Annotated in this window: 16 protein-coding genes; 8 read left to right on the forward strand and 8 right to left on the reverse strand. The window is 72.5% G+C overall.

The window, feature by feature from the left end; genetic code table 11:
- Positions 1-148 precede the first annotated feature (148 nt).
- A complete protein-coding gene (locus KIS93_RS44125; protein WP_080041281.1) occupies positions 149-727 on the forward strand; it encodes a hypothetical protein in 579 nt (192 codons plus the stop codon).
- A 146-nt stretch (positions 728-873) separates the two neighbouring features.
- Here the strand turns inward: KIS93_RS44125 and KIS93_RS44130 are convergent, their stop codons facing one another.
- Both KIS93_RS44130 and KIS93_RS44135 read right to left on the reverse strand, forming a co-directional pair.
- On the reverse strand, positions 874-1,833 hold the full coding sequence (locus KIS93_RS44130; protein ID WP_080041282.1) for a LysR family transcriptional regulator: 960 nt from the start codon (positions 1,831-1,833) through the stop codon (positions 874-876).
- Between the two features lie 43 nt (positions 1,834-1,876).
- A complete protein-coding gene (locus KIS93_RS44135; RefSeq protein WP_155128185.1) occupies positions 1,877-2,053 on the reverse strand; it encodes a hypothetical protein in 177 nt (58 codons plus the stop codon).
- Positions 2,054-2,085: 32 nt separating this feature from the next.
- Between KIS93_RS44135 and map the strand changes: the two genes are divergently transcribed.
- The gene (gene map, locus KIS93_RS44140; protein WP_080041283.1) at positions 2,086-2,934 is read left to right on the forward strand and encodes a type I methionyl aminopeptidase; all 849 of its coding nucleotides are present in this window, start codon (positions 2,086-2,088) and stop codon (positions 2,932-2,934) included.
- 81 nt (positions 2,935-3,015) lie between these two features.
- Here map and KIS93_RS44145 read toward each other — a convergent pair whose 3' ends face one another.
- The 4 genes from KIS93_RS44145 to KIS93_RS67840 form a co-directional block, all read right to left on the reverse strand.
- Positions 3,016-3,405 (reverse strand): sensor histidine kinase, encoded by a 390-nt coding sequence (locus KIS93_RS44145; RefSeq protein ID WP_080041284.1) that lies wholly within the window; start codon positions 3,403-3,405, stop codon positions 3,016-3,018.
- Between the two features lie 210 nt (positions 3,406-3,615).
- Entirely contained in the window at positions 3,616-5,592 is a 1,977-nt protein-coding gene (locus KIS93_RS44150; RefSeq protein WP_080041285.1) for a bifunctional copper resistance protein CopD/cytochrome c oxidase assembly protein, read from the reverse strand.
- A complete protein-coding gene (locus KIS93_RS44155; protein ID WP_080041286.1) occupies positions 5,589-6,200 on the reverse strand; it encodes a copper resistance CopC family protein in 612 nt (203 codons plus the stop codon). The genes KIS93_RS44150 and KIS93_RS44155 overlap by 4 nt, the downstream gene beginning before the upstream one ends.
- A gap of 60 nt (positions 6,201-6,260) precedes the next feature.
- Positions 6,261-7,544 carry a helix-turn-helix domain-containing protein gene (locus KIS93_RS67840; RefSeq protein WP_080041287.1) on the reverse strand — a complete coding sequence of 428 codons (1,284 nt, stop codon included), beginning with the start codon at positions 7,542-7,544 and terminating at the stop codon, positions 6,261-6,263.
- A 538-nt stretch (positions 7,545-8,082) separates the two neighbouring features.
- Between KIS93_RS67840 and KIS93_RS44165 the strand changes: the two genes are divergently transcribed.
- Positions 8,083-10,848 (forward strand): AfsR/SARP family transcriptional regulator, encoded by a 2,766-nt coding sequence (locus KIS93_RS44165; RefSeq protein WP_080041289.1) that lies wholly within the window; start codon positions 8,083-8,085, stop codon positions 10,846-10,848.
- On the opposite strand, the gene KIS93_RS44170 is transcribed toward KIS93_RS44165, so the two are convergent.
- Positions 10,849-12,486, reverse strand: a complete 1,638-nt coding sequence (locus KIS93_RS44170; RefSeq protein WP_080041290.1) for a helix-turn-helix domain-containing protein — start codon at positions 12,484-12,486, stop codon at positions 10,849-10,851. It abuts the gene before it with no gap.
- 94 nt (positions 12,487-12,580) lie between these two features.
- Here KIS93_RS44170 and KIS93_RS44175 point away from each other — a divergent pair, with 94 nt between their 5' ends.
- Genes KIS93_RS44175 through KIS93_RS44185 form a run of 3 tightly spaced genes read left to right on the forward strand, consistent with a single transcriptional unit; the run spans position 12,581 to position 16,508 of the window.
- Positions 12,581-14,809, forward strand: coding sequence for a molybdopterin cofactor-binding domain-containing protein (locus KIS93_RS44175; RefSeq protein WP_230465426.1), 2,229 nt, complete (start codon positions 12,581-12,583; stop codon positions 14,807-14,809).
- A 25-nt stretch (positions 14,810-14,834) separates the two neighbouring features.
- On the forward strand, positions 14,835-15,068 hold the full coding sequence (locus KIS93_RS44180; protein WP_080041291.1) for an EF-hand domain-containing protein: 234 nt from the start codon (positions 14,835-14,837) through the stop codon (positions 15,066-15,068).
- A 54-nt stretch (positions 15,069-15,122) separates the two neighbouring features.
- On the forward strand, positions 15,123-16,508 hold the full coding sequence (locus tag KIS93_RS44185; protein ID WP_080041292.1) for an NCS2 family permease: 1,386 nt from the start codon (positions 15,123-15,125) through the stop codon (positions 16,506-16,508).
- Here the strand turns inward: KIS93_RS44185 and KIS93_RS44190 are convergent.
- Positions 16,505-17,467 (reverse strand): excalibur calcium-binding domain-containing protein, encoded by a 963-nt coding sequence (locus KIS93_RS44190; protein WP_080041293.1) that lies wholly within the window; start codon positions 17,465-17,467, stop codon positions 16,505-16,507. The genes KIS93_RS44185 and KIS93_RS44190 overlap by 4 nt on opposite strands.
- 150 nt (positions 17,468-17,617) lie before the next feature.
- Here KIS93_RS44190 and ald point away from each other — a divergent pair, with 150 nt between their 5' ends.
- Together ald and KIS93_RS68485 are read left to right on the forward strand one after the other, a co-directional pair.
- Complete coding sequence (ald, locus tag KIS93_RS44195; protein ID WP_080041294.1) at positions 17,618-18,733, forward strand: alanine dehydrogenase; 1,116 nt, start codon at positions 17,618-17,620, stop codon at positions 18,731-18,733.
- 91 nt (positions 18,734-18,824) lie between these two features.
- The gene (locus tag KIS93_RS68485) at positions 18,825-19,322 is read left to right on the forward strand and encodes an EF-hand domain-containing protein (protein WP_186404784.1); all 498 of its coding nucleotides are present in this window, start codon (positions 18,825-18,827) and stop codon (positions 19,320-19,322) included.
- Positions 19,323-19,330: the final 8 nt, after the last annotated feature.

Below are 19,330 nucleotides of genomic sequence, written 5' to 3' on the forward strand. Positions count from 1 at the left end.
TCACCACTGGGACGGCGGCGCCGCGAGCCGATCGTTACCCGAGGGTAACTCCATGTCAAGGCCCGAAATGACCGGGAAACACGTCTCGTGTCAACACATCACTCCCGAACCAGTTACCCCGCCCCCTCCCGTGGGGCACCATGAGAACATGGATTCCGGATCGGTGGCCTTCCTGCGCGAGATCCTGGCCGAGACCGGCTGGCTGGAGCGCGCGCGCGAGCTGGGCCTGGCCCTGCGTGCCACGCGCTCGCCCGGCGGCCTCCTGCTGGTGGGCACGCCCGACGACGAGCCCTGGCACCTGACCGCGCATCTCGCCGACGAGGCCCGGCTGTCCGGCCTGGCCCAGCTCACGCCCACGCTGGTCCGGTGGGACCCGCCGCCCGGCGCGCCCGCCCACCTGAGCGTCGGCCTCGACCGGCTGGAGCGGGCGGCCCGCGGCGAGACGCTGTTCGTGCTGTCGGAGGAGCAGGCGCCGGTGCCGCTGCTGGAGCGGGTGGACGACGCCCGGCGCACCGGGGCGACCATCCTCGCGATCGAGGGCGGCGACAGGGAGCTGGCCGGGCTGGCCCACGACGCGATCGCGGTGCCGCGCGACGGGCTCATCACGTTCGACGGGGCGCAGCACCTGGTGAGCGCGGCGGCGGGCGAGCTGGAGCAGCGCCCGCGCCTGCGCGACCGCCTGGCCCGCCTCCTCGACAAGGTCAGCGGCCCCCAGATCGCCGACTGACTCCAGACCCCCAGGTCAGAGGCCGACGCCGGCGCACTCGCTCGCCTGCCAGGTCAGGGACCGGCGCCCGGCACACTTGCTCGCCCACCAGGTCAGGGGCCGGCGCCCGCCACTCGCTCGCCCACCAGGTCAAGGGCCCACCCGGCTCAGGAGCCGGCGGGCGGGTCTCCCTCGCCGAGCCGGCCGCGCAGCGACGCCTCCAGGGCCGCCGTCGCCTCCTCGATGACGCCGATCACCACGGCCTGCACCGGGTCCGGCTCCCCCGAGCGGGCCCGGCCGGCCCGCGTGACCACGTCCATCCTGCGTGCCCCCACCTCGCGGATGTCGCTCACCAGCACCTCGCCCTCCGGCACGTCCAGCAGGGCGAGCGTCGGCACGATCGCCACCCCGTGCCCGGCCGCGACCAGCGCCAGCGCCGGCTCGAACTCGTTGACGAGATGCACCTTGCGCGGCTCGAACCCGTGCAGCCCCGCCAGCCGCTCCAGCGCCTGACCGCACGCGTGCGGCGGCATGCTGGCCACCCACGGGCACCGCATCAGGTCGTCGACCGTGACCGGCGGCTGCGCCCAGCCCGGCGGCACCACGATGCGGTACTCGTCCACGTACAGCAGGCGCGTGCTCAGTGACGGCGGCGGCAGGGCGGGCAGGGCCATGTCCTGCTCGGTGATGAGCACGTCGACCGCGCCGAGGCGTAACTCCTGCAGCGCGGGCGGCCCGTAGATCTCGTGGATCACCGGCGTGATCTTGGGGTGGCGGACGGCCAGCTCCCGCAGGGCGGGCACCAGGATGTGCTTGATCACGGTGGCGAAGGCGGCGATGCGCACCGGCCCCGCCAGCCGCTCGGTGAACCGGGTCAGCTCCCGCTTCGCCTCGACCAGCTCCTCCTCCACCCGCTCGGCGTAGCCGGCCAGCACCCGGCCCGCCGGGGTCAGCGAGACGCTGCGCTGGGAGCGGTCGATGAGGGGCAGCCCGACCTCGCGTTCGAGCTGGGCGAGCTGCTGGGAGACGGCGGAGGAGGTCAGGTGCAGCGCCTCGGCGGCCCGCATGACGCCGCCGCGCCGGGCGACCTCGTACAGGATGCGCAGCCGCCGAGGGTCGATCTCCACGCGGCTCAGCTTACTTGCGGCTCAACTTACGTCGGCGCCGCGATCAGTCTTCGTCCTGGTCCGCCTCGTCCCACGCCTTGTTGCGGTCGGCGGCGCGCTGCAGCGCCCCGGCCGCCTCCTGCTCGGACGCGTACGGACCCATCCGGTCCTTGTTGGGGCAGCCCTCGTCGGGCTCGACCCGCATGTGCTTGAGACAGAACCACCACTGGCCTTCGCTCACGAGGTCAATTCTGCCCCGTAGACTCGTGTTTCATGACGACACTGCTCCAGCCCGGGCGAGTTTCGCCCATGCGAAAGGTCCCCGCCCACATCGAGCGGCCGGAGTACGTCGGCAAGAAGCGCCCCAAGACCGGCGAGTCCGACGTGAAGACCCCCGAGATGATCGAGCGGATGCGGGTGGCGGGCAGGATCGCCGGTCAGGCTCTCGAAGAGGTCGGCAAGCACGTCCGGCCGGGCGTCACCACCGACGAGCTCGACAGGATCGGCCACGAGTTCCTCCTCGACCACAACGCCTACCCCAGCACGCTCGGCTACAAGGGCTATCCGAAGTCGCTGTGCACCTCGATCAACGAGGTCATCTGCCACGGCATCCCCGACGACACGGTGCTGCGCGACGGCGACATCGTCAACGTCGACATCACCGCCTACATCGGCGGCGTGCACGGCGACACCGACGCGACGTTCCTGGTGGGCGAGGTCGACGAGGAGTCGCGGCTGCTGGTGGAGCGCACCCGCGAGGCGATGATGCGCGCCATCAAGGCGGTCGCGCCCGGCCGGCAGCTCAATGTCGTGGGCCGCGTCATCGAGGCGTACGCCAAGCGCTTCGGCTACGGCGTGGTGCGCGACTTCACCGGCCACGGCATCGGCACCACCTTCCACTCCGGGCTCATGGTGCCGCACTACGACGATCCGTCGTTGCGGGTGGAGCTGGTGCCGGGCATGACGTTCACGATCGAGCCGATGCTGACTCTGGGCACGATCGAGTACGAGATCTGGCCCGACCAGTGGACGGCCGTGACCAAAGACCGCAAGCGCACGGCCCAGTTCGAGCACACGATCGTGGTCACCGAGACGGGCAGCGAGATCCTCACTCTCCCCTGACCGTCGCGGCCGCCGTGGCGGCGCCGCCGGCCTGCGCGCCGGGCCGGACGGCCGGCCAGCGTCGCGGCCGGCGGCCGCCGCTCAGCGCCGCCTCGGCACCACTCCCGTGACCGTGGTGCCCTCGCCGTGCACGCTGTTGACCGACAGGGTGCCGCCCATCTCGGCGAACGCGGCCCGCATCCTGGCGATCCCCCGCCCGGCCCGCGCCGTGGGAAATCCCTGGCCGTTGTCGCTGACGGTCATCCGCAGCCCGCTCCTGCCGACCGTCACCGCGATGGACACGGTGCGGGCCCTGCTGTGCAGCTCGACGTTGGCCAACGCCTCCCGCATGGTGGTCATGACGCCGTTCGACACGCGGGACGGCACGTCGGTCGCGGGCAGCGCCCACGTCTCGACCCTGATCCCGGTGCGCTCGGACCATTCGCCCAGATAGCTCTCGAGCGCCTCGGCCAGGCTCTGCCCCCCGCGCATCCGTGTCTCTTCCGACAATTGGTTCTCGCCTTCCTTGGCACCCGGGCACCACGCCGGTCCCCACTCCGGCGCTCCCTGACTCGCGGTGCGCATCCCCCCTCAAGGCGGCGCAACGCTAGCTGACGAGGTTATGCCCATCTCCCCTGGAAGAAAGGCTACCTGCCGGTCCAGAGACATGTAGTCGGAAGGTAGAAGGGCATGTCCGATCGGCTACTCGCCCTTGTCGGCACGGTTGAGACGGGCGAGATAGTCGTTGTAGGAGTCGAGCTCCGGGTCTCCCGCGCCGGTGCGGTCGGCCCTGCGGTCGGCGCGCCGGGCCTGCCTGTCGTCGTCCTTGTACCACTGCACGGCGATGGCCAGCAAGACGATGAGGGTCGGGATCTCGCCGAAGCCCCACGCGATGGCGCCGCCGTCGCGCTGTGTCTGGATGAGCGTGGCGCCCCAGGTGCGGCCGAGCTGTTCGTACCAGCCGGAGGCGATCACGGAGCCCATCATCATCAGCGCGATGCCGAAGAAGGCGTGGAACGGCATAGTGACGAAGAGCATGAGCAGCCGCCCGACGTGCGGGAGCCGGTTGGGCCCGGGGTCGACGCCGATGATCACCCAGAAGAACAGGCACCCGCTGAGCAGGAAGTGCAGGGTCATCCAGATGTGCCCGAGGTGCTCGTTCATCGCCGACTCGAACAGCGGCGTGAAGTAGAGGGCGTACGTCGAGGCGATGAAGATGGCGGTGGCGATCAGGGGATGCGTGACGACCTTGGTGAACCGGCTGTGCAGGATCGTGGTGATCCACTCGCGCGGCCCTCTGTCGCCCCGCTTGGCGGCGGGCTTGAGCGCGCGCAGCGCCAGCGTGACGGGCCCGCCGAGGACGAGGAAGATCGGCACGACCATCGACAGCGTCATGTGCTCGATCATGTGGATGTCGAACATGACCTTGGCGTAGCGGGCCAGGCCGCTCTGGGTGCAGAAGACGAGCAGCGCCACTCCGGCGTACCAGGAGGCGGTGCGGCCCCACGGCCAGCGGTCGCCGCGCCGGCGCAGGCGCAGCACGCCGGCGCCGTAGAGGCCGGCCAGCACGGCCGCCACCACGGCGAAGAACAGGTCGAGCCACCACAGCGAGAAGATGTTGCCGAGGGTGAGCGGGGGCGGCAGGGGGAAGCCGAGCAGCTCGAAGGCCCGGTCGGCGGGGATGCTGTACTCGGGCGGCGGGGTGCGCGACAGCGCCACGGCGACGCCGATGGTGGCGAACATGAGCACCATCTCGCCGCCGGCCAGCCGGGTGAACGCGCGCGGCTTGCGGGCGCGCAGCTCGGCGAGGGTGCGCTGGCGGTGCCAGTAGCCGATGTAGCCGAGCAGCACGAACGCCGCGATCTTGGCCACGGCGAGCAGGCCGTACTCGGACGTCCAGAGGTCGGAGATCGCGCCGAGCCGGGCGACCAGTGCGAAGAGGCCGGACAGGCCCACCCCGGCCCAGCACCACAGCGCCATCCGGGAGAACCGCTGCGCGGCGACGTCGAGCTGCGGCTGCTTGCGCAGCGCGTGCAGGGCCAGCACGCCGAGCCCGCCGGTCCACAGGGCCAGCGAGAGCAGGTGCAGCGACACCGACGAGGTGGCCAGGTCGTGGTTGGGCGAGGAGGAGGTGTGGCCGGTCAGCGGCGCGGGCAGCAGCGTCACCATCGCGAACACCAGCAGCCCGGCCGCGGCGCCCGCGGTGATGGCGCCGCGCGAGAACAGCGCGATGGCCACCCCGAACAGCACCACGAGCGTCAGCGCGACGCCCTGCGTGGTCTGGGTGGCGTAGCTGGTGAGGAAGGCGCGGTCGAGGATCTGCGGCACCGTGCGGCCCATGGACTCGGCGACGCCGAACACGATGGACAGGAACGCGGCCCCGGCCCACACCAGGGCCACCCAGGAGGCGGCCTTGACGTATTCGAGCGCGCTCTTGCCGAGCACGCCCTTGTCGTTGGGCAGCAGCGCGGCGGCCATCACCAGCAGGCCGACCGTGACCACGCCGCAGGCGTCCATGAGCAGCTTGGACAGCGGCAGCCCCCACCGCACGACCGCGCCGCTGTCGGGCAGCCCGGGGATGATCCTGGGGAAGGCGCTGCCTCCGGCCATCATGCCGACGACGAGGGCGGCGACGGCGGCCGCCACGGTCACGAGCGCGAGCCGCGCCGCCCGGCTCATGGCTGCTTCTTCCGCGCGCTCAGCAGGAACCCGATGCCGATGCCGACGAGCGCGCCGATGACGATGATCAGCCACACGGGGAACGTGCCGCCCTGCTCCGCCGCCGCCTGCTCGGTGGCGGACGGCGCCGGGGCGCTGGCGGCCAGAGTCGCCTCAGACGACCCAGAAGACGACCCAGAAGACGCCGCGGAAGACGATGCGGAAACGGACGGGCTGGGGGACGGCGTCTCGGCCCCCTTCACCCGGAACGGGATCTCCCCCTCGATGGGATGCCCGTCGGAGGACACGACCCGGTAGGCGATCGTGTACTTGCCGTCGGGCAGCGGCCCCTTGACGGCCTGCCGCACCACGGCGCCGTCGACCTCGGGCTTGCCGCTCTGGTGCTGGGCCTCTCCGTCGCCCCGCACGATCACGAACGGCATGCGTACCTTGGCGCTGAACTCGAGCTCGACCTCGTCGAGGGACTCGACCACGGCGTTCTTGGCCGGAGAGCTCCTCTTGAGCGCGTCGTGCGCCAGGGCGGGCACGGCGGAGCCGAGCAGCAGCCCGGACGCGAGCAGGGCGGTGGCGAGAGTCGCGGTGAGGGCCGCGAGCGGGGATCTCTTCATGACACCCCCAAGGCTACCGACGCCACCGCCCGGTCCGGACGTCGCAGGGCGAACGCGGCCCTACAATCCCGCGCAGGCCAGCGCCCGCTGGTAGGCGCCGACGGCGCCGTCGGTGTCGCCGAGTTGCTCCATGGTCTCGGCGGTGGCGTACCAGTGGGAGGCCGAGCGGCGGGCGTCGGGCAGCGGCGAGAGCCAGCTCTCGACGGCGGCGGCGTACTCGCGCCCCTCCTCCACGCGGCCGACGGCGCCGTAGATGCGGGCGAGCAGCAGGTTGGCCTCCGCCCCCGCCACGTGGCCGAACGCGGGCAGCATGCTCCGGCTGGTGCTCGCGTGCTCGGCGGCGCTGTCGAGGTCGTGGCTCATGTACTCGGCGCAGGCCAGCTCGAGGTAGAGGGTGGCCTCGTCGATCGTGCTGGTGGAGGTCTGCTCGAACTCGGTGATCGCGGCCCGGAGCGTCTCGCGGGCGCTCACCGGGTCTTGGGCGCCGGTCCTGAGCCGCGTGCGGGTGGCCTGGAGCCGCATGCGGGCGGTGTTGCGCGGCTTGCCGTGCTCCATTTGGACGGCCAGGGCGCGCTCGATGAAGGTGACGGCCTCGTCGGTGTGGCCGGTGACGCGCGCGATGATGGAGGCGTTCCAGTTGGCCGCGACGATGGAGCGCGGGGTGCCGAGCGCGTCGGCCGCGTTGAGCAGCTCGGCGGCGAACTGCCGGGCGCGCAGCATGTCGCCGCGCTCGGAGTAGGCCATGAGGAGCGTGGCGGCCAGCTCGACCAGCAGATCGTTCCAGGGCTGGCGGGCGTTGCCGCCGAGGAACTGCTCGCCCACCTCGACGGCCTCGCTGAGCTGCTCGCTCTCGCGGTAGGCGCGGCACAGCGCCACGGCCACCTCGATGGCGCGCTCGGGCGACAGCTCCTCCTCGCGCAGCTTGAGCAGGATGGAGATCGCCTGCGTGAGATCGCCGGCGGCCTCCGTGGCGAGCGCCAGGCCGAACTCGGCTTCTTGACGAAGCGATGTCAAACCTGCCAAGTTACTGTTTCCCAGGAGCTCCGCGAAGCGGGTGCGGGCCTCGGCGACCTCGCCGTTCTCGAGTGCCAGCCGCGCGTAGCCGAGAGCGAGCTCGATGTCCTCCATCTGCTCGGCGGTGACACCGTTGATCAGGTAGGACAGCGAGCAGTCGAGCTTGTTGGCGAGGAGCTCCAAGACCGCAGGGGTGGGGGTACGCTTACCGCTCTCGATCAGCGAGACGTAACTGTCCGACAGCTCGGGATGTGCCAGCTGTGCCTGCGACAGGCCGCGTTGCCGCCGAACCGTCTTGATACGGAGTCCGACTAGGTCAGATGTGGTCACAGCTGCCGCTCCCTGAGAAGATGAAATCCGAGCAACCCACATAGGCGAGGGAGAACCCCCATGCGCATGCGCATTGCCCTGTCAATCCTGGCTGCCGCGATCGGCACCGCGGTAGCCCTTGCCGGCAATGGTACGGCGGCAAGTGCCTCGACGTCTTCCCTCTCGAGCTCCCTCTCGAGCGCGACGGCGGACATCGGCTGCTGCTGAGCCGGGTGAAATGAGGTGGCTCGACGGGCACGACCGCACACCGTGCTCGTGACAGCGATGGTCTGGCAGGTAAGGGGTCTGTCAGGCCCCTCACCTGTCGTCCAGGCCGGCCTGAGCAGCTGATCAGTCGGGGCGCGCGCGACCGGCCCCGCACCTCGGCCCCACGCGGCACCCAGCCTAGTCGCCGCGTCTACATTCCCCCTATATGACGGCTTCGCTCTCTCTGCGCCGTCGCTGTCGGGACTAAGCTCCCTACGTGGATCCGACTCACGATCATGAGCGTCCTCTGGCAGCCGATCTGACCATCGGTCTTCTGGGCCCGGTCCGCGGCGTGTTCCGTGATGCGGAGATCGATCTGGGTCCGCCTCTCCAGCAGGCCATCGTGGCGATGCTCGCCACGCGTGCCGGCCGCGTGGTCACCCTGGGCCAGCTGATCCAAGGGCTGTGGGGAGAGACCCCTCCCGCCAGTGCCACGCAGAGCGTCTACACCTACATCGCGGGCTTGCGGCGGGCGTTCGAGCCCGGCCGCGGCAGGCGCGAGCCGCCGAGCATGGTGTCCCGCTCGTCGGGCGGCTACTTGTTACGGCTCGACCCCTCACAAGTCGACGCGCACGTGTTCGCCGCGCGGCTCGACGCGGCGGCGCAGGGCGGCAGGTCCGGCGATCTCGACGGCGCGTTACGCGACCTCGGCGAGGCGCTGTCCTTATGGCGCGGCCCGGCGCTGAGCGGGGTGCCGGGGCCCTTCGCCGAGAGCGAGCGGGCCCGCCTCGAACAGCTCCATCTGACGGCTCTGGAGGCCCGCGCCGACACCCTCCTGCGGCTCGGCCGCCCCGAGGAAGCGCTCTCCGAGCTCTACGACCTGGTGCACCGCCATCCCCTGCGGGAGCGCCCGTACGAGCTGCTCATGCTGGCCCTGCACGGCTGCGGGCGCCAGGCCGAGGCGCTGACGGTCTTCGAGCAGGCCCGCTCCACCCTGGCCGAGGAGCTGGGCATCGACCCCGGCGAGGGCCTGCGCCGCGCGCACGGCGTGGTCCTGGCCAGTGACGAACGGCCGGCGGCCCCGTCCCGTACGGTCCCGCGGCAGCTTCCCGGCGACCTCATGGTCTTCGTCGGCCGGACGCGGGAGACGGTCCGGCTGAAGTCCCTGCTCGACCCGTGGGGGGACGAGCCGCCGCACCCGTTCGTGGTGATCTGCGGCCCGCCCGGGGTCGGCAAGTCGGCGCTGGCGGTGCACGTCGCCCACCTGGTGCGGGAGCGCTTCCCCGACGGGCAGCTCTACGTCAACCTGCGCGGGGGCACCCCGAACGTCCCCCGGCTGTCCACCCACGAGATCTTCAGCCGGCTGCTGCGCGGCATCGGCACGCCCGACAGCTCCGTCCCCGAGGACGAGGACGAGGCCGCCGCCCTGTGGCGCAGCAGGCTGCAGGACGGGCGGCTGCTCCTCGTTCTCGACAACGCCGCCGACCTGGCCCAGGTCAAGCCGTTCATCTCGGCGCCCCGGGGCGTCGCGGTGCTGGTGACGAGCAGGGAGTCGCTGGCGGCCGGCGACGACTGCGTGCAGCTGCGCCTGCAGCCGCTCTCCGACGCGGAGGCCACCGCCATGCTGTCCAAGCTGGTGGGCGCCGACCGGGTCGCCGCCGAGCTCGACCAGACCACCCGGCTCATCAGGCTCTGCGACGGTTTCCCGCTGGCGCTGCGCGTGGCCGGGGCGCGGCTGATCGACCGTCCCGACTGGACGGTGGGCGCGCTGACGTCGCGGCTCACCGACGAGCGGCGCCGGCTGCGCGAGCTGGAGTCGGGCGACCTGGCCGTCCGGTCGAGCCTGGCGGCGAGCTGGAACGCGCTCAACGGCAGCGCCCGCGACATCGACGGCGAGGCGGCGCACCTGCTGGCCCTGCTCGGCCTGCTGCACGTACCGGACGTGACCGTGGAGGCGGCCACGGCGCTGTCCGGCGGCGCGCCGTTCGACGTCGAGCGCGCGCTCGAACGACTCTGCGACGCCCACCTGCTCGACCCCGGCGAGCCGGGCCGCTACCACCCGCACGATCTCGTCCGGCTCTTCGCCGCCGACCTGCTGCCGCCGGGCGAGCGGATCGCCCCGCTCAAGCGGACCATCGGCTACTACGCCCAGTCGACGCGGGCCGCGGCCCTCACCAGCGATCCGCACCGGGTGCACTGCCTGTATCCGGAGCTGGACGCCCAGGGGCGCGGCTTCGACAGCGCGGAGGAGGCACGCGCCTGGCTCAGGACGGAGGAGGCGACCCTGCTGGCCGCCGCCCACCAGGCGATGGCGGACCCGGACGACGACATCGCCCGGGCCGGGGCGGGCATCGGCCTGGCCCTGTGGTGGTACCAGCAGGGCGCGTACCGGGTGGCGGGCTTGATCTCGCTGGGCGAGCGGCTGCTCGCCACGGGCGCGCGGCTCGGCGACCAGGTCATCACCATGGAGGCGCACGCCCACCTGGCCACGGGCCTGTACCTCAAGGGCGACTGGGCCAGGTGTTACGAGCAGCACGAGGGGCACCTGCGGCTGGCCCGGCTGCTCGGTGACCGCTTCAACGAGCAGCGCGCGCACGGCAACCTGGCCGGCACGCTGCTGAAGTGGGACCGCAGCGCGGAGGCGCTGGAGCACGCGCTCGCCCAGCGCGTGATCGCCCGCGAGATCGCGTCGGGGCCGGGCGAGCGCTACGCCCTGCTCGTCGCGGCGCGGGCCTGCATCGGCCTGGGGCGGCTGGAGGAGGCCGTGCGCACGCTGGAGGAGGGCGCGGCGATGGCCGACCAGGCGGGCGACACGCTGCGGCAGACCGAGTTCGCGGTGGCGCGCGGGGACGTGCTGCTGGAGCTGGGCCGGCCCGACGAGGCCCTGGCCGTGCTCACCGCCACCCTTGAGCCGGCCCGCGCCATCGGCATGAAGATGACCGAGGTGAGCTGCCTGGTCCGGCTGGCGCGCGCCTGCCGCCTGCTCGGCCGCACCGGTGAGGCCACCCGGTACAGCATCGAGGCGCTCGTGCTGGCCGAGCGGATGGGCAGCGCGTACTGGCTCCAGCGGGCCACCGAGGAACGCGACGCGCTGGCCCAGCGGTCGGTCCACGCGTGATCAGGGGGGCGGGGCGGTGTCCCTGAGCGCCAGGAAGAAGTCGACGCGGTCGGCCATCGTGGACAGGTCCCTGCCGGTCAGCTCCTCGATCCGGCGCACCCGGTAGCGCACGGTGTTGACGTGCACGTGGAGCTGCTCGGCGCAGGCGTTCCACGAGCCGGCGCAGTCGAGGAAGATCCCGAGCGTGCGGACCAGCTCGGACTGGTGCCTGCGGTCGTAGTCGAGCAGCGGCGACAGCAGCCGCGCGGCGAACGAGCGGCGCACGTCGCCGGGCACGGTGGCCAGCAACAGCGCGTGCGTGTAGATCTCGTCGCTGGTGACCACCCCGCCGCCTCTGGCCTCGGCCAGGCGCCGGGCGTGCCCGGCCTCCTCCACGCCGCCCTTGACGGCGGCGGCGCCGCTCAGCGCGCCGCTGACGCCCACGCACAGGCGGGTGTCGGGCAGCGCGGCCAGCACGCTCGCGCCGGCCCGCAACCGCTCGGCCAGCTCGGCGGTGCTGCCCAGGCCCAGCCGGTCGGCCGGCCCACCGGTCGTGCTCTCCCGAGGACGGTCGGCCGGCCCGGTGGTGGTGCCCGCGCGCAGCCGATCGGACGGTTCCGCGCCGGTGCCCGCGCGCAGCCGATCGGACGGTTCCGCGACGGCGCCCGCGCGCAGCGGGACGACGGCGATCGCGGCGTCCGCGCCGGCCGCCGCCACGATCTCGCGGCCGAGCAGCTCCTCGACGATCCGGCCGCCGAGCGTGGCGGGGTCGGGCCCGCGGGTGGCGCCGGGCCTGGGGGCGGTGACGTTCACGATCGCGTACGGCTCCGCCGCGCCCACCCCGCACGTCCGCAGCCTGGCGTCGAGCTCGGCGACCCCGGCCTCGCCCAGGGCGGCCATGACGAGTTGCTCGGCCAGGCGGCGCTCGACCCTGCGGCCCTCCTCCATGCGGCTGCGTTCGAGGCCGACGCAGGCGGCCAGCTCGTAGCCGAGGTCGGCCCGGTCCATGAGGTCGCCGTCGCAGACCAGCGCCCAGCCGGCGGCGCGGTGGCCGCGCCCGACGGGGAAGATCGTGTGCGCGCCGACCCTGACCGGCAGGCGCGGCGCCGTCAGGTACGCCTTGGCCAGGCGCTCCGGGTCGCCGGCCGCGCCGACGATCACCTCGCCGGAGGCGGACACCACGGCCCCGGTGACGCCCAGCTCGGCCGCGGTCAGCTCGAACAGCTCGCGCAGGTCGGCGCCCTCGGCGATGGCGGCGACGAGCCTGCGGTGCCGGCCGAGCGCGTCGCGCACGTCACCGGCCAGGCGGGGCACGACCGTCTCGGCCAGCGTCCTGAACGAGACCTCGACCGGCACCTCCAGCAGCGGCAGCCCGGCGTCGGCGCAGGCGGCCACCAGGTCGTCGGGCACGTGGCCGAGCCACGCCTGCCCGGCGCCGAGCGCGGCCACCCCGGCCTCGGCCAGCGCGGCCACGAAGCGGGCGGAGTCGCCGGGCTCGTGCCACCACATCAGCCCGGTCAGCACCAGCTCGCCGCCGCCCAGGTAGCGGCCGGGCTCGGGCAGGTCGGTGATGTGCACGGTGCTGAACTCGCGGGCCGGGTCGCCGGTGAGCAGCCTCAGGCGCAGATCGTCGATGGCCAGCAGGTCGGAGATGCGCACCTGTAGGAATGTACAAGCCGCAGGTTTCATCCGATGACCGCGATTTGACGTCGCGCGGATAGGCCGGCGGCGGGCGCGGTGCTCTACTCGGAGGATGACGCAGACGTCTGACGCGGTCCTTCACGGTGTCGGGGAGAGCGCGCGGCGGCCCGACGCCACGCTGAAGGTGACCGGCGAGTTCGCCTACGCCTCCGACCTGTGGCTGGACGGCATGGTGTGGGGCGCGACGCTGCGCAGCCCGCACCCGTCGGCGTGGCTGCGCTCGATCGACGTGAGCCCCGCGCTGCGCATCCCCGGCGTGCGGGCGGTGCTGACGCACGAGGACGTGCCGGGCGAGAAGTACTACGGCCTGGAGCACAAGGACCAGCCGGTGCTGGCCATCGACCAGGTGCGTTACCAGGGCGAGCCGGTCGCGCTGGTGGCGGCCGACCATCCGGAGACGGCCCGCAGGGCGGCGGCGGCCATCGTCGTCGAGTACGAGCCCCGCCCCGCCATCACCGACCCCCGCCGGTCGCAGCACTTCGTGCGCCACCAGCCGGTACGCCGCGGCGACACGTTCGAGGCCGAGGTCGTCGTGACCGGCGAGTACGAGGTCGGCATGCAGGACCAGGCGTTCCTCGGCCCCGAGTCCGGCCTGGCGGTGCCCGCCGAGGACGGCGGCGTGGACCTCTACATCGCCACCCAGTGGCTGCACGTGGACCGCGACCAGCTCGCGCCCTGCCTCGGCCTGCCGCCGGACAAGGTGCGCCTGACGCTGGCGGGCGTCGGCGGCGCGTTCGGCGCCCGCGAGGACCTGTCGATGCAGGTGCACGCCTGCATGCTGGCGCTGCGCCTGAACCGGCCCGTCAAGATCGTGTACGGGCGCGAGGAGTCGTTCTTCGGCCACGTGCACCGCCATCCGGCCCTGATGCGGTACGAGCACGGCGCCACCCGCGACGGCAGGCTGGTCTACGTCAAGGCCGACATCCTGCTCGACGGCGGCGCCTACTGCTCCTCCTCCCCCGCCGTGGTGGGCAACGCGGCGTCGCTGGGCGTGGGCCCGTACGAGGTGCCGAACGTGCGCGTGGACGCCACCGGCGTCTACACCAACAACCCGCCGTGCGGCGCGATGCGCGGCTTCGGCGCGGTGCAGGCGTGTTACGCCTACGAGTCGCAGATGGACCGGCTGGCGGAGGCGTGCGGCCTGTCCCCGGTCGAGATCCGGGTGCGCAACGCCGTCTCCCAGGGCTCCCGGCTGATCACCGGGCAGGTGATCGACGCGCCGGCGCCGCTCGCGGAGATGCTGCGCGACCTGGAAGCCATGCCGCTCCCGCCCGAGAGGACCGGCGACGACCTGCGCGGGCTGCCCGGCGGCGTCTCCCAGACCACGCACGGCGAGTCGGTACGGCGCGGCGTCGGCTACGGCGTCGGCATCAAGAACATCTGCTTCTCCGAGGGCTTCGACGACTACTCCACCGCCCGGGTGCGGGCCGAGCTGATCGGCGGCGAGCCGCACGTCACCGTGCACACCGCCGCCGCCGAGGTGGGGCAGGGCCTGGTGACCGTGCAGGCCCAGATCGCCCGCACCGAGCTCGGCATCCGGAACGTCACCGTCGCCACCGCCGACACCTCCGTCGGCTCGGCGGGCTCGTCGTCGGCCTCGCGGCAGTCGTACGTCACGGGCGGCGCGGTCAAGGCCGCCTGCGAGGCGGTGCGCAAGCGGTTCGAGGGGTTGCCGCCGGAGGAGGCGCTGGCCCGGTTCGGGCCGATCGAGGAGACGCGCGAGTACCGGCACCGGCCGACGTACCCCATGGACCCGCTGACCGGGCAGGGCGACTCGCACACGCAGCTCGCGCTGTGCGTGCACCGGGCGGTCGTGGACGTGGACGTGGAGCTCGGGCTGGTGAAGGTGGTGGAGCTGGCGGCGGTGCAGGACGTCGGGCGGGTGCTGAACCCGCAGGCGCTGGAGGGGCAGATCCACGGCGGCTCCGCGCAGGGGCTCGGGCTGGCGCTCATGGAGGAGATCCAGGTCCGGGACGGGCGCGTGCTCAACCCGTCGTTCACCGACTACCTCATCCCCACCATCCTCGACATGCCGCCCATGAACCTCAAGGTTCTGGAGAATCCCGACCCGGCCGCCCCGTACGGGCTCCGGGGCGCCGGCGAGCCCCCGACCCTGTCCTCCACCCCGGCCATCGCCGCCGCCGTCAGAGCGGCTACGGGACTTCGGTTGACTCGCGTTCCGATTAGGCCGGAAGATATCGCCTTGTTCGACAAGGGCCAGGCTCATTCCGCCCCTGCGGCCTCGCAGGTCAGCGACCCACCGGGACAGGGCCTGGTATGACAAGGGCTAGACAAGGGGGCATCCGATGGCAAGCGCGCGCGAGGCGGCGGAGGCGGAGTTCAGGCGCTTCGACACCGACGGCGACGGCCTGCTGACCGCCGACGAGATCAGGCAGGCGAACGAGGCGCTGGGCGGGCAGGGCGCGTCCGAGGCCGAGATCGAGGCGTTCATCCGGTCGGCCGACAGCGACGGCGACGGCACGATCAAGCTGGACGAGTTCGTCGCGCTGGTGGGTCACGGCCGCCACGAGAAGGCGTAACCCCGCCCCCGCGGGGTAGGCAACCCGGCATTCCCCCTGATCACGACGGGGGGAATGGCGGTGCTCGACAGATTCTTCGAGCTGACGGGGCGGGGCACCACCGTCGGCCGTGAGGTGCGTGGCGGGCTCACCACGTTCATGGCCATGGCCTACATCATCCTGCTCAACCCGATCATCCTCGCGGGCGCCAAGGACGTCACGGGCGCCCGGCTGTCGATCGGCGAGCTGACCACCTCCACGGCGCTGGCCGCGGCGATCTCGACGCTGCTGATGGCGTTCGTCGGCAACGCGCCGTTCGGCCTGGCCGCCGGGCTCGGCCTGAACGCGGTCGTCGCCTACCAGGCGGCCCCGCACATGACGTGGGCGCAGGCCATGGGCCTGGTCGTGTTGGAAGGCTTCGTGATCATCGTGCTGGCGGTCACGGGCCTGCGCACCCTGATCATGAACGCGATCCCGCTGGCGCTCAAGCACGCGATCAGCGTGGGGATCGGCCTGTTCATCGCGCTGATCGGCCTGGTGGACGCGGGCTTCGTCGCGTCCGGCTCGGGCACGCCGGTGCAGCTCGGCGCGACCGGGCACCTCACCGGCTGGCCGGTCGCGGTCTTCTGCTTCGGCCTGCTCCTGATGATCCTCCTGTACGTGCGGCGCGTCCCGGCCGCCATCCTCATCAGCATCGCCGTGACCGCGGCCCTGGCCATCCTGGTCAACACCGTCACCACCATCGACCCGGCCTCCTGGGGCGTGGTCGCGCCGCGCGTGCCCGAGTCGCTGGTCGCGGCGCCGGACTTCGGGCTGGTGGGGCACTTCGACCTGTTCGGCGGGTTCGTCCGGGCGGGGGCGCTGACGGCCACGGTGGTGCTGTTCACGCTGGTCCTGTCGGGCTTCTTCGACGCCATGGGGACGATCATCGGCGTCAGCGACGAGGCCGGCCTCGTGGACGCGCAGGGCCGGGTGCCGCGCCTGGGCCGCATCCTGACCGTGGACGGCGTGGCCGGCATGGTGGGCGGCGCGGCCAGCGCCTCGGCCAACACCGTCTTCGTCGAGTCGGCCGCCGGCGTCGGCGAGGGCGCGCGCACCGGCCTGGCCAGCGTGGTGACGGGCGCGCTGCTGGGGCTGACGCTGCTGTTCACGCCGCTGGCGGCGGTGGTGCCGGCCGCCGCGGCCGCGCCGGCGCTGGTGCTGGTCGGGGCGCTGATGATGATGCAGAGCAGGAACGTCCCGTGGGACGACCTGGAGCTGGCCGTGCCGGCGTTCCTGACGATCGCGCTGATGCCGTTCACGTACTCGATCACGAACGGCGTGGGCGCCGGCGTGATCGTCTACACGCTCATCAAGGCGGTCAGGGGGCACTTCTCGGAGATCCCCTGGCTGCTGTGGGTGGTCTCGCTGGTCTTCCTGGCCTACTTCGGCATCGACTGGCTGGAGGAGCTGTTCGCCTAGCGGATGTCGCCGCTGTTGCAGGCCACGCCGTTGTTGTCGACGTCGGTGTACCAGGAGTACTCCTCGTGCGTGCCCTTGTAGTAGGGCCCGTCGCCGGCCGCCACGGCCTCCTTGCAGCTCGCGTACCGCTTGTCGAGCCCGCCCCGCCCGCCGGTGGCGGGTGCCGTGGTGCCGGTCGTGCCGGTGCCGGTCTGCTGCGTGCCCGGCGTGCCGACAGTGCCACCAGTAGGGCCACCAGTGGGGCCACCAGTGGGCCCGCCTGTAGGACCACTGGTCGGGCCGCTGGTCGGGGGTGTGGCGGGCGGGCCGGTCTGCGGGGTCGTGGGCTGGCCGGGGGGCGGCGTGGTGCCGGTGCCGGGGCTCGGCGAGGTGCCCAGCAGGCGGGCCACCAGCGCTTCGGCGTCCTGCTTGGTGAAGCCGGCGATGCTCACGCTGTCGCCGTCCATCGGCTGGGTCACGATGGGCGCGGCGAGCACCGTCTTGGGCTGGTCGGCCTGGGAGGGCGCGAGCACGATCGCGACCGGCTCCTGCGCGGGCGCCAGCTCGTCGATGAGCTGGGCGAGCTTGTCCTTGAACGCCGGCGCGACCGCGATGCGCACGGAGTACAGGCCGTCGTCCTCGCGCAGCGACTCGATGCGCTGCACGGCGCTGATCGTGACGCCGTCCTCCAGCAGGTAGCAGGTGGTCTGCGCCTGGTCGAGCACGGCGGGGTCGCCGGGGCACGGCGCGGGCTTGGTCTCCCTGACGGGAGCGAAGTGGATGGGCACGGACAGGTAGCGCGGGGGCGCGCCGCCTAACAGCGGCGTGTCGGGGCTCCTGGTCATCAGGACGGCGACCGTGCCGAGCACGCCTGCGATGAGCACGACGAGCACCAGCGAGACGATCAGCACGATGGTGGTGAGTCTGCTGGCGGTCGGCTCCCCCGGGTCCGCGGCTGGCGGCTCTTCCGGCTTGTCCATCGATGACGATCCCATTCTGACGTTCGGGCTGCCGGTGAGCCTATCGAGGAGAAGGCGCAGCGGGGTAATCCGCCGGACGATCCGCGCCCGACGGCGAGACCGGAGGAAGAATGGAGGAGGAAACCTCCGTTCGCCGGGAAGAGTGACGGCATGAAAGTCGGTGTGCCCCGAGAGGTCAAGAACAGCGAATACCGAGTGGCGCTGACCCCCGCGGGGGTGCACGAGCTCGTCCGCCACGGCCATCAGGTCCTGGTCGAGCGCGACGCCGGCGCCGGCTCCGCCATTCCCGACGGCGACTTCGCCGCGGCGGGGGCCGTGCTGGTCCCCGACGCCGACGAGCTGTGGGGCGCCGCCGACCTGGTGATGAAGGTCAAGGAGCCGGAGGCGGAGGAGTACCACCGGCTGCGCAAGGGGCTGGTGCTGTTCACGTACCTGCATCTGGCGGCCTCGCCCGCCTGCACGCGGGCGCTGCTGGAGTCGGGCTGCACCGCGGTCGCCTACGAGACGGTGCAGACGCCGAACGGCGCGCTGCCGCTGCTGGCGCCCATGTCGGAGGTGGCGGGGCGGCTGGCGCCGCAGGTGGGCGCCTACCACCTGATGCGCTCGGCGGGCGGCAGGGGCGTGCTCATGGGCGGCGTGTCCGGGGTGCGCGCGGCGCACGTCGTGGTGATCGGGGCCGGGGTCTCCGGCATGAACGCCGCCGCCATCGCCCTCGGCATGCAGGCCGAGGTGGTGCTGCTCGACATGAACATCGACAAGCTGCGCCAGGCCGACGTGATCTACCAGGGCCACTGCCAGACCGTCGCCTCCAACACGCTGGAGATCGAGCGCGCGGTGCTGGAGGCGGACCTGGTCATCGGCGCGGTGCTCGTGCCGGGCGCCAAGGCGCCGAAGCTGGTGAGCAACGACCTGGTCAGCCGGATGAAGCCGGGCTCGGTGCTGGTGGACATCTCGATCGACCAGGGCGGCTGCTTCGCCGACTCGCGGCCGACCACGCACGAGGAGCCGACGTACCGGGTGCACGAGTCGCTCTTCTACTGCGTGGCCAACATGCCGGGGGCGGTGCCGCACACCTCGACGTTCGCGCTGACGAACGTGACGCTCCCCTACGCGCTGGCGATCGCCGACCTGGGCTGGCAGCGCGCGATGCGCGCCGACCCGGCGCTGGCGCTCGGCCTGAACACGCACGAGGGCCGCCTGACGAGCCGGCCGGTCGCCGAGGCGCACGGGCTGGAGTGGACGGCGCCCGCGGACGTGCTCGCCTGACCGGCCGTTTTTGCCGTGCCTCTGGGCATCCCGTGACCCAGGAGTTACGCTAAGTAGCGATCAGCTACTCACCGTAATGGACGGAGTGGTGATGTCCTTGCCGACCTTCCGTGAGAGCGCCGAGCGCAACTTCGACGACCTGGACGCCGACGGCGACGGCTTCCTGACCCGGTACGACTACATGGCGCTGGCCCAGCAGCGGCTGCAGCGGACCGGCGTGCGGCCGGACACGCCCGACGGCGAGGCGGTCATCGACGCGTTCCTCAACGCCTGGGACACCCACGCCCGCGCCCTGGACACCGACCGCGACGGGCGGATCAGCAAGGAGGAGTACGTCCGCTCCTTCGAGATCCTGGTCCGCACCGGCGCGCTGGAGGCGGTGCTGGCGCCCATCTCCAGGGCCACGTTCACCTTGGCCGACCGCGACGGCGACGGTCGGATCAGCTCCGAGGAGTTCCGCTCGCTGTGGAGCCGGCCGGGCACCGACCTCGCCACCGTCTTCGCCGAGGCCGACACCGACGGCGACGGGCGCATCTCGTTCGAGGAGTTCGCCCGTGCCCGCCACGGCCTGCTCATCGGCGGAGCCTGACCTTATGA

The sequence above is a fragment of the [Actinomadura] parvosata subsp. kistnae genome (assembly GCF_900323885.1).
GTDB lineage: Bacteria > Actinomycetota > Actinomycetes > Streptosporangiales > Streptosporangiaceae > Nonomuraea > Nonomuraea composti.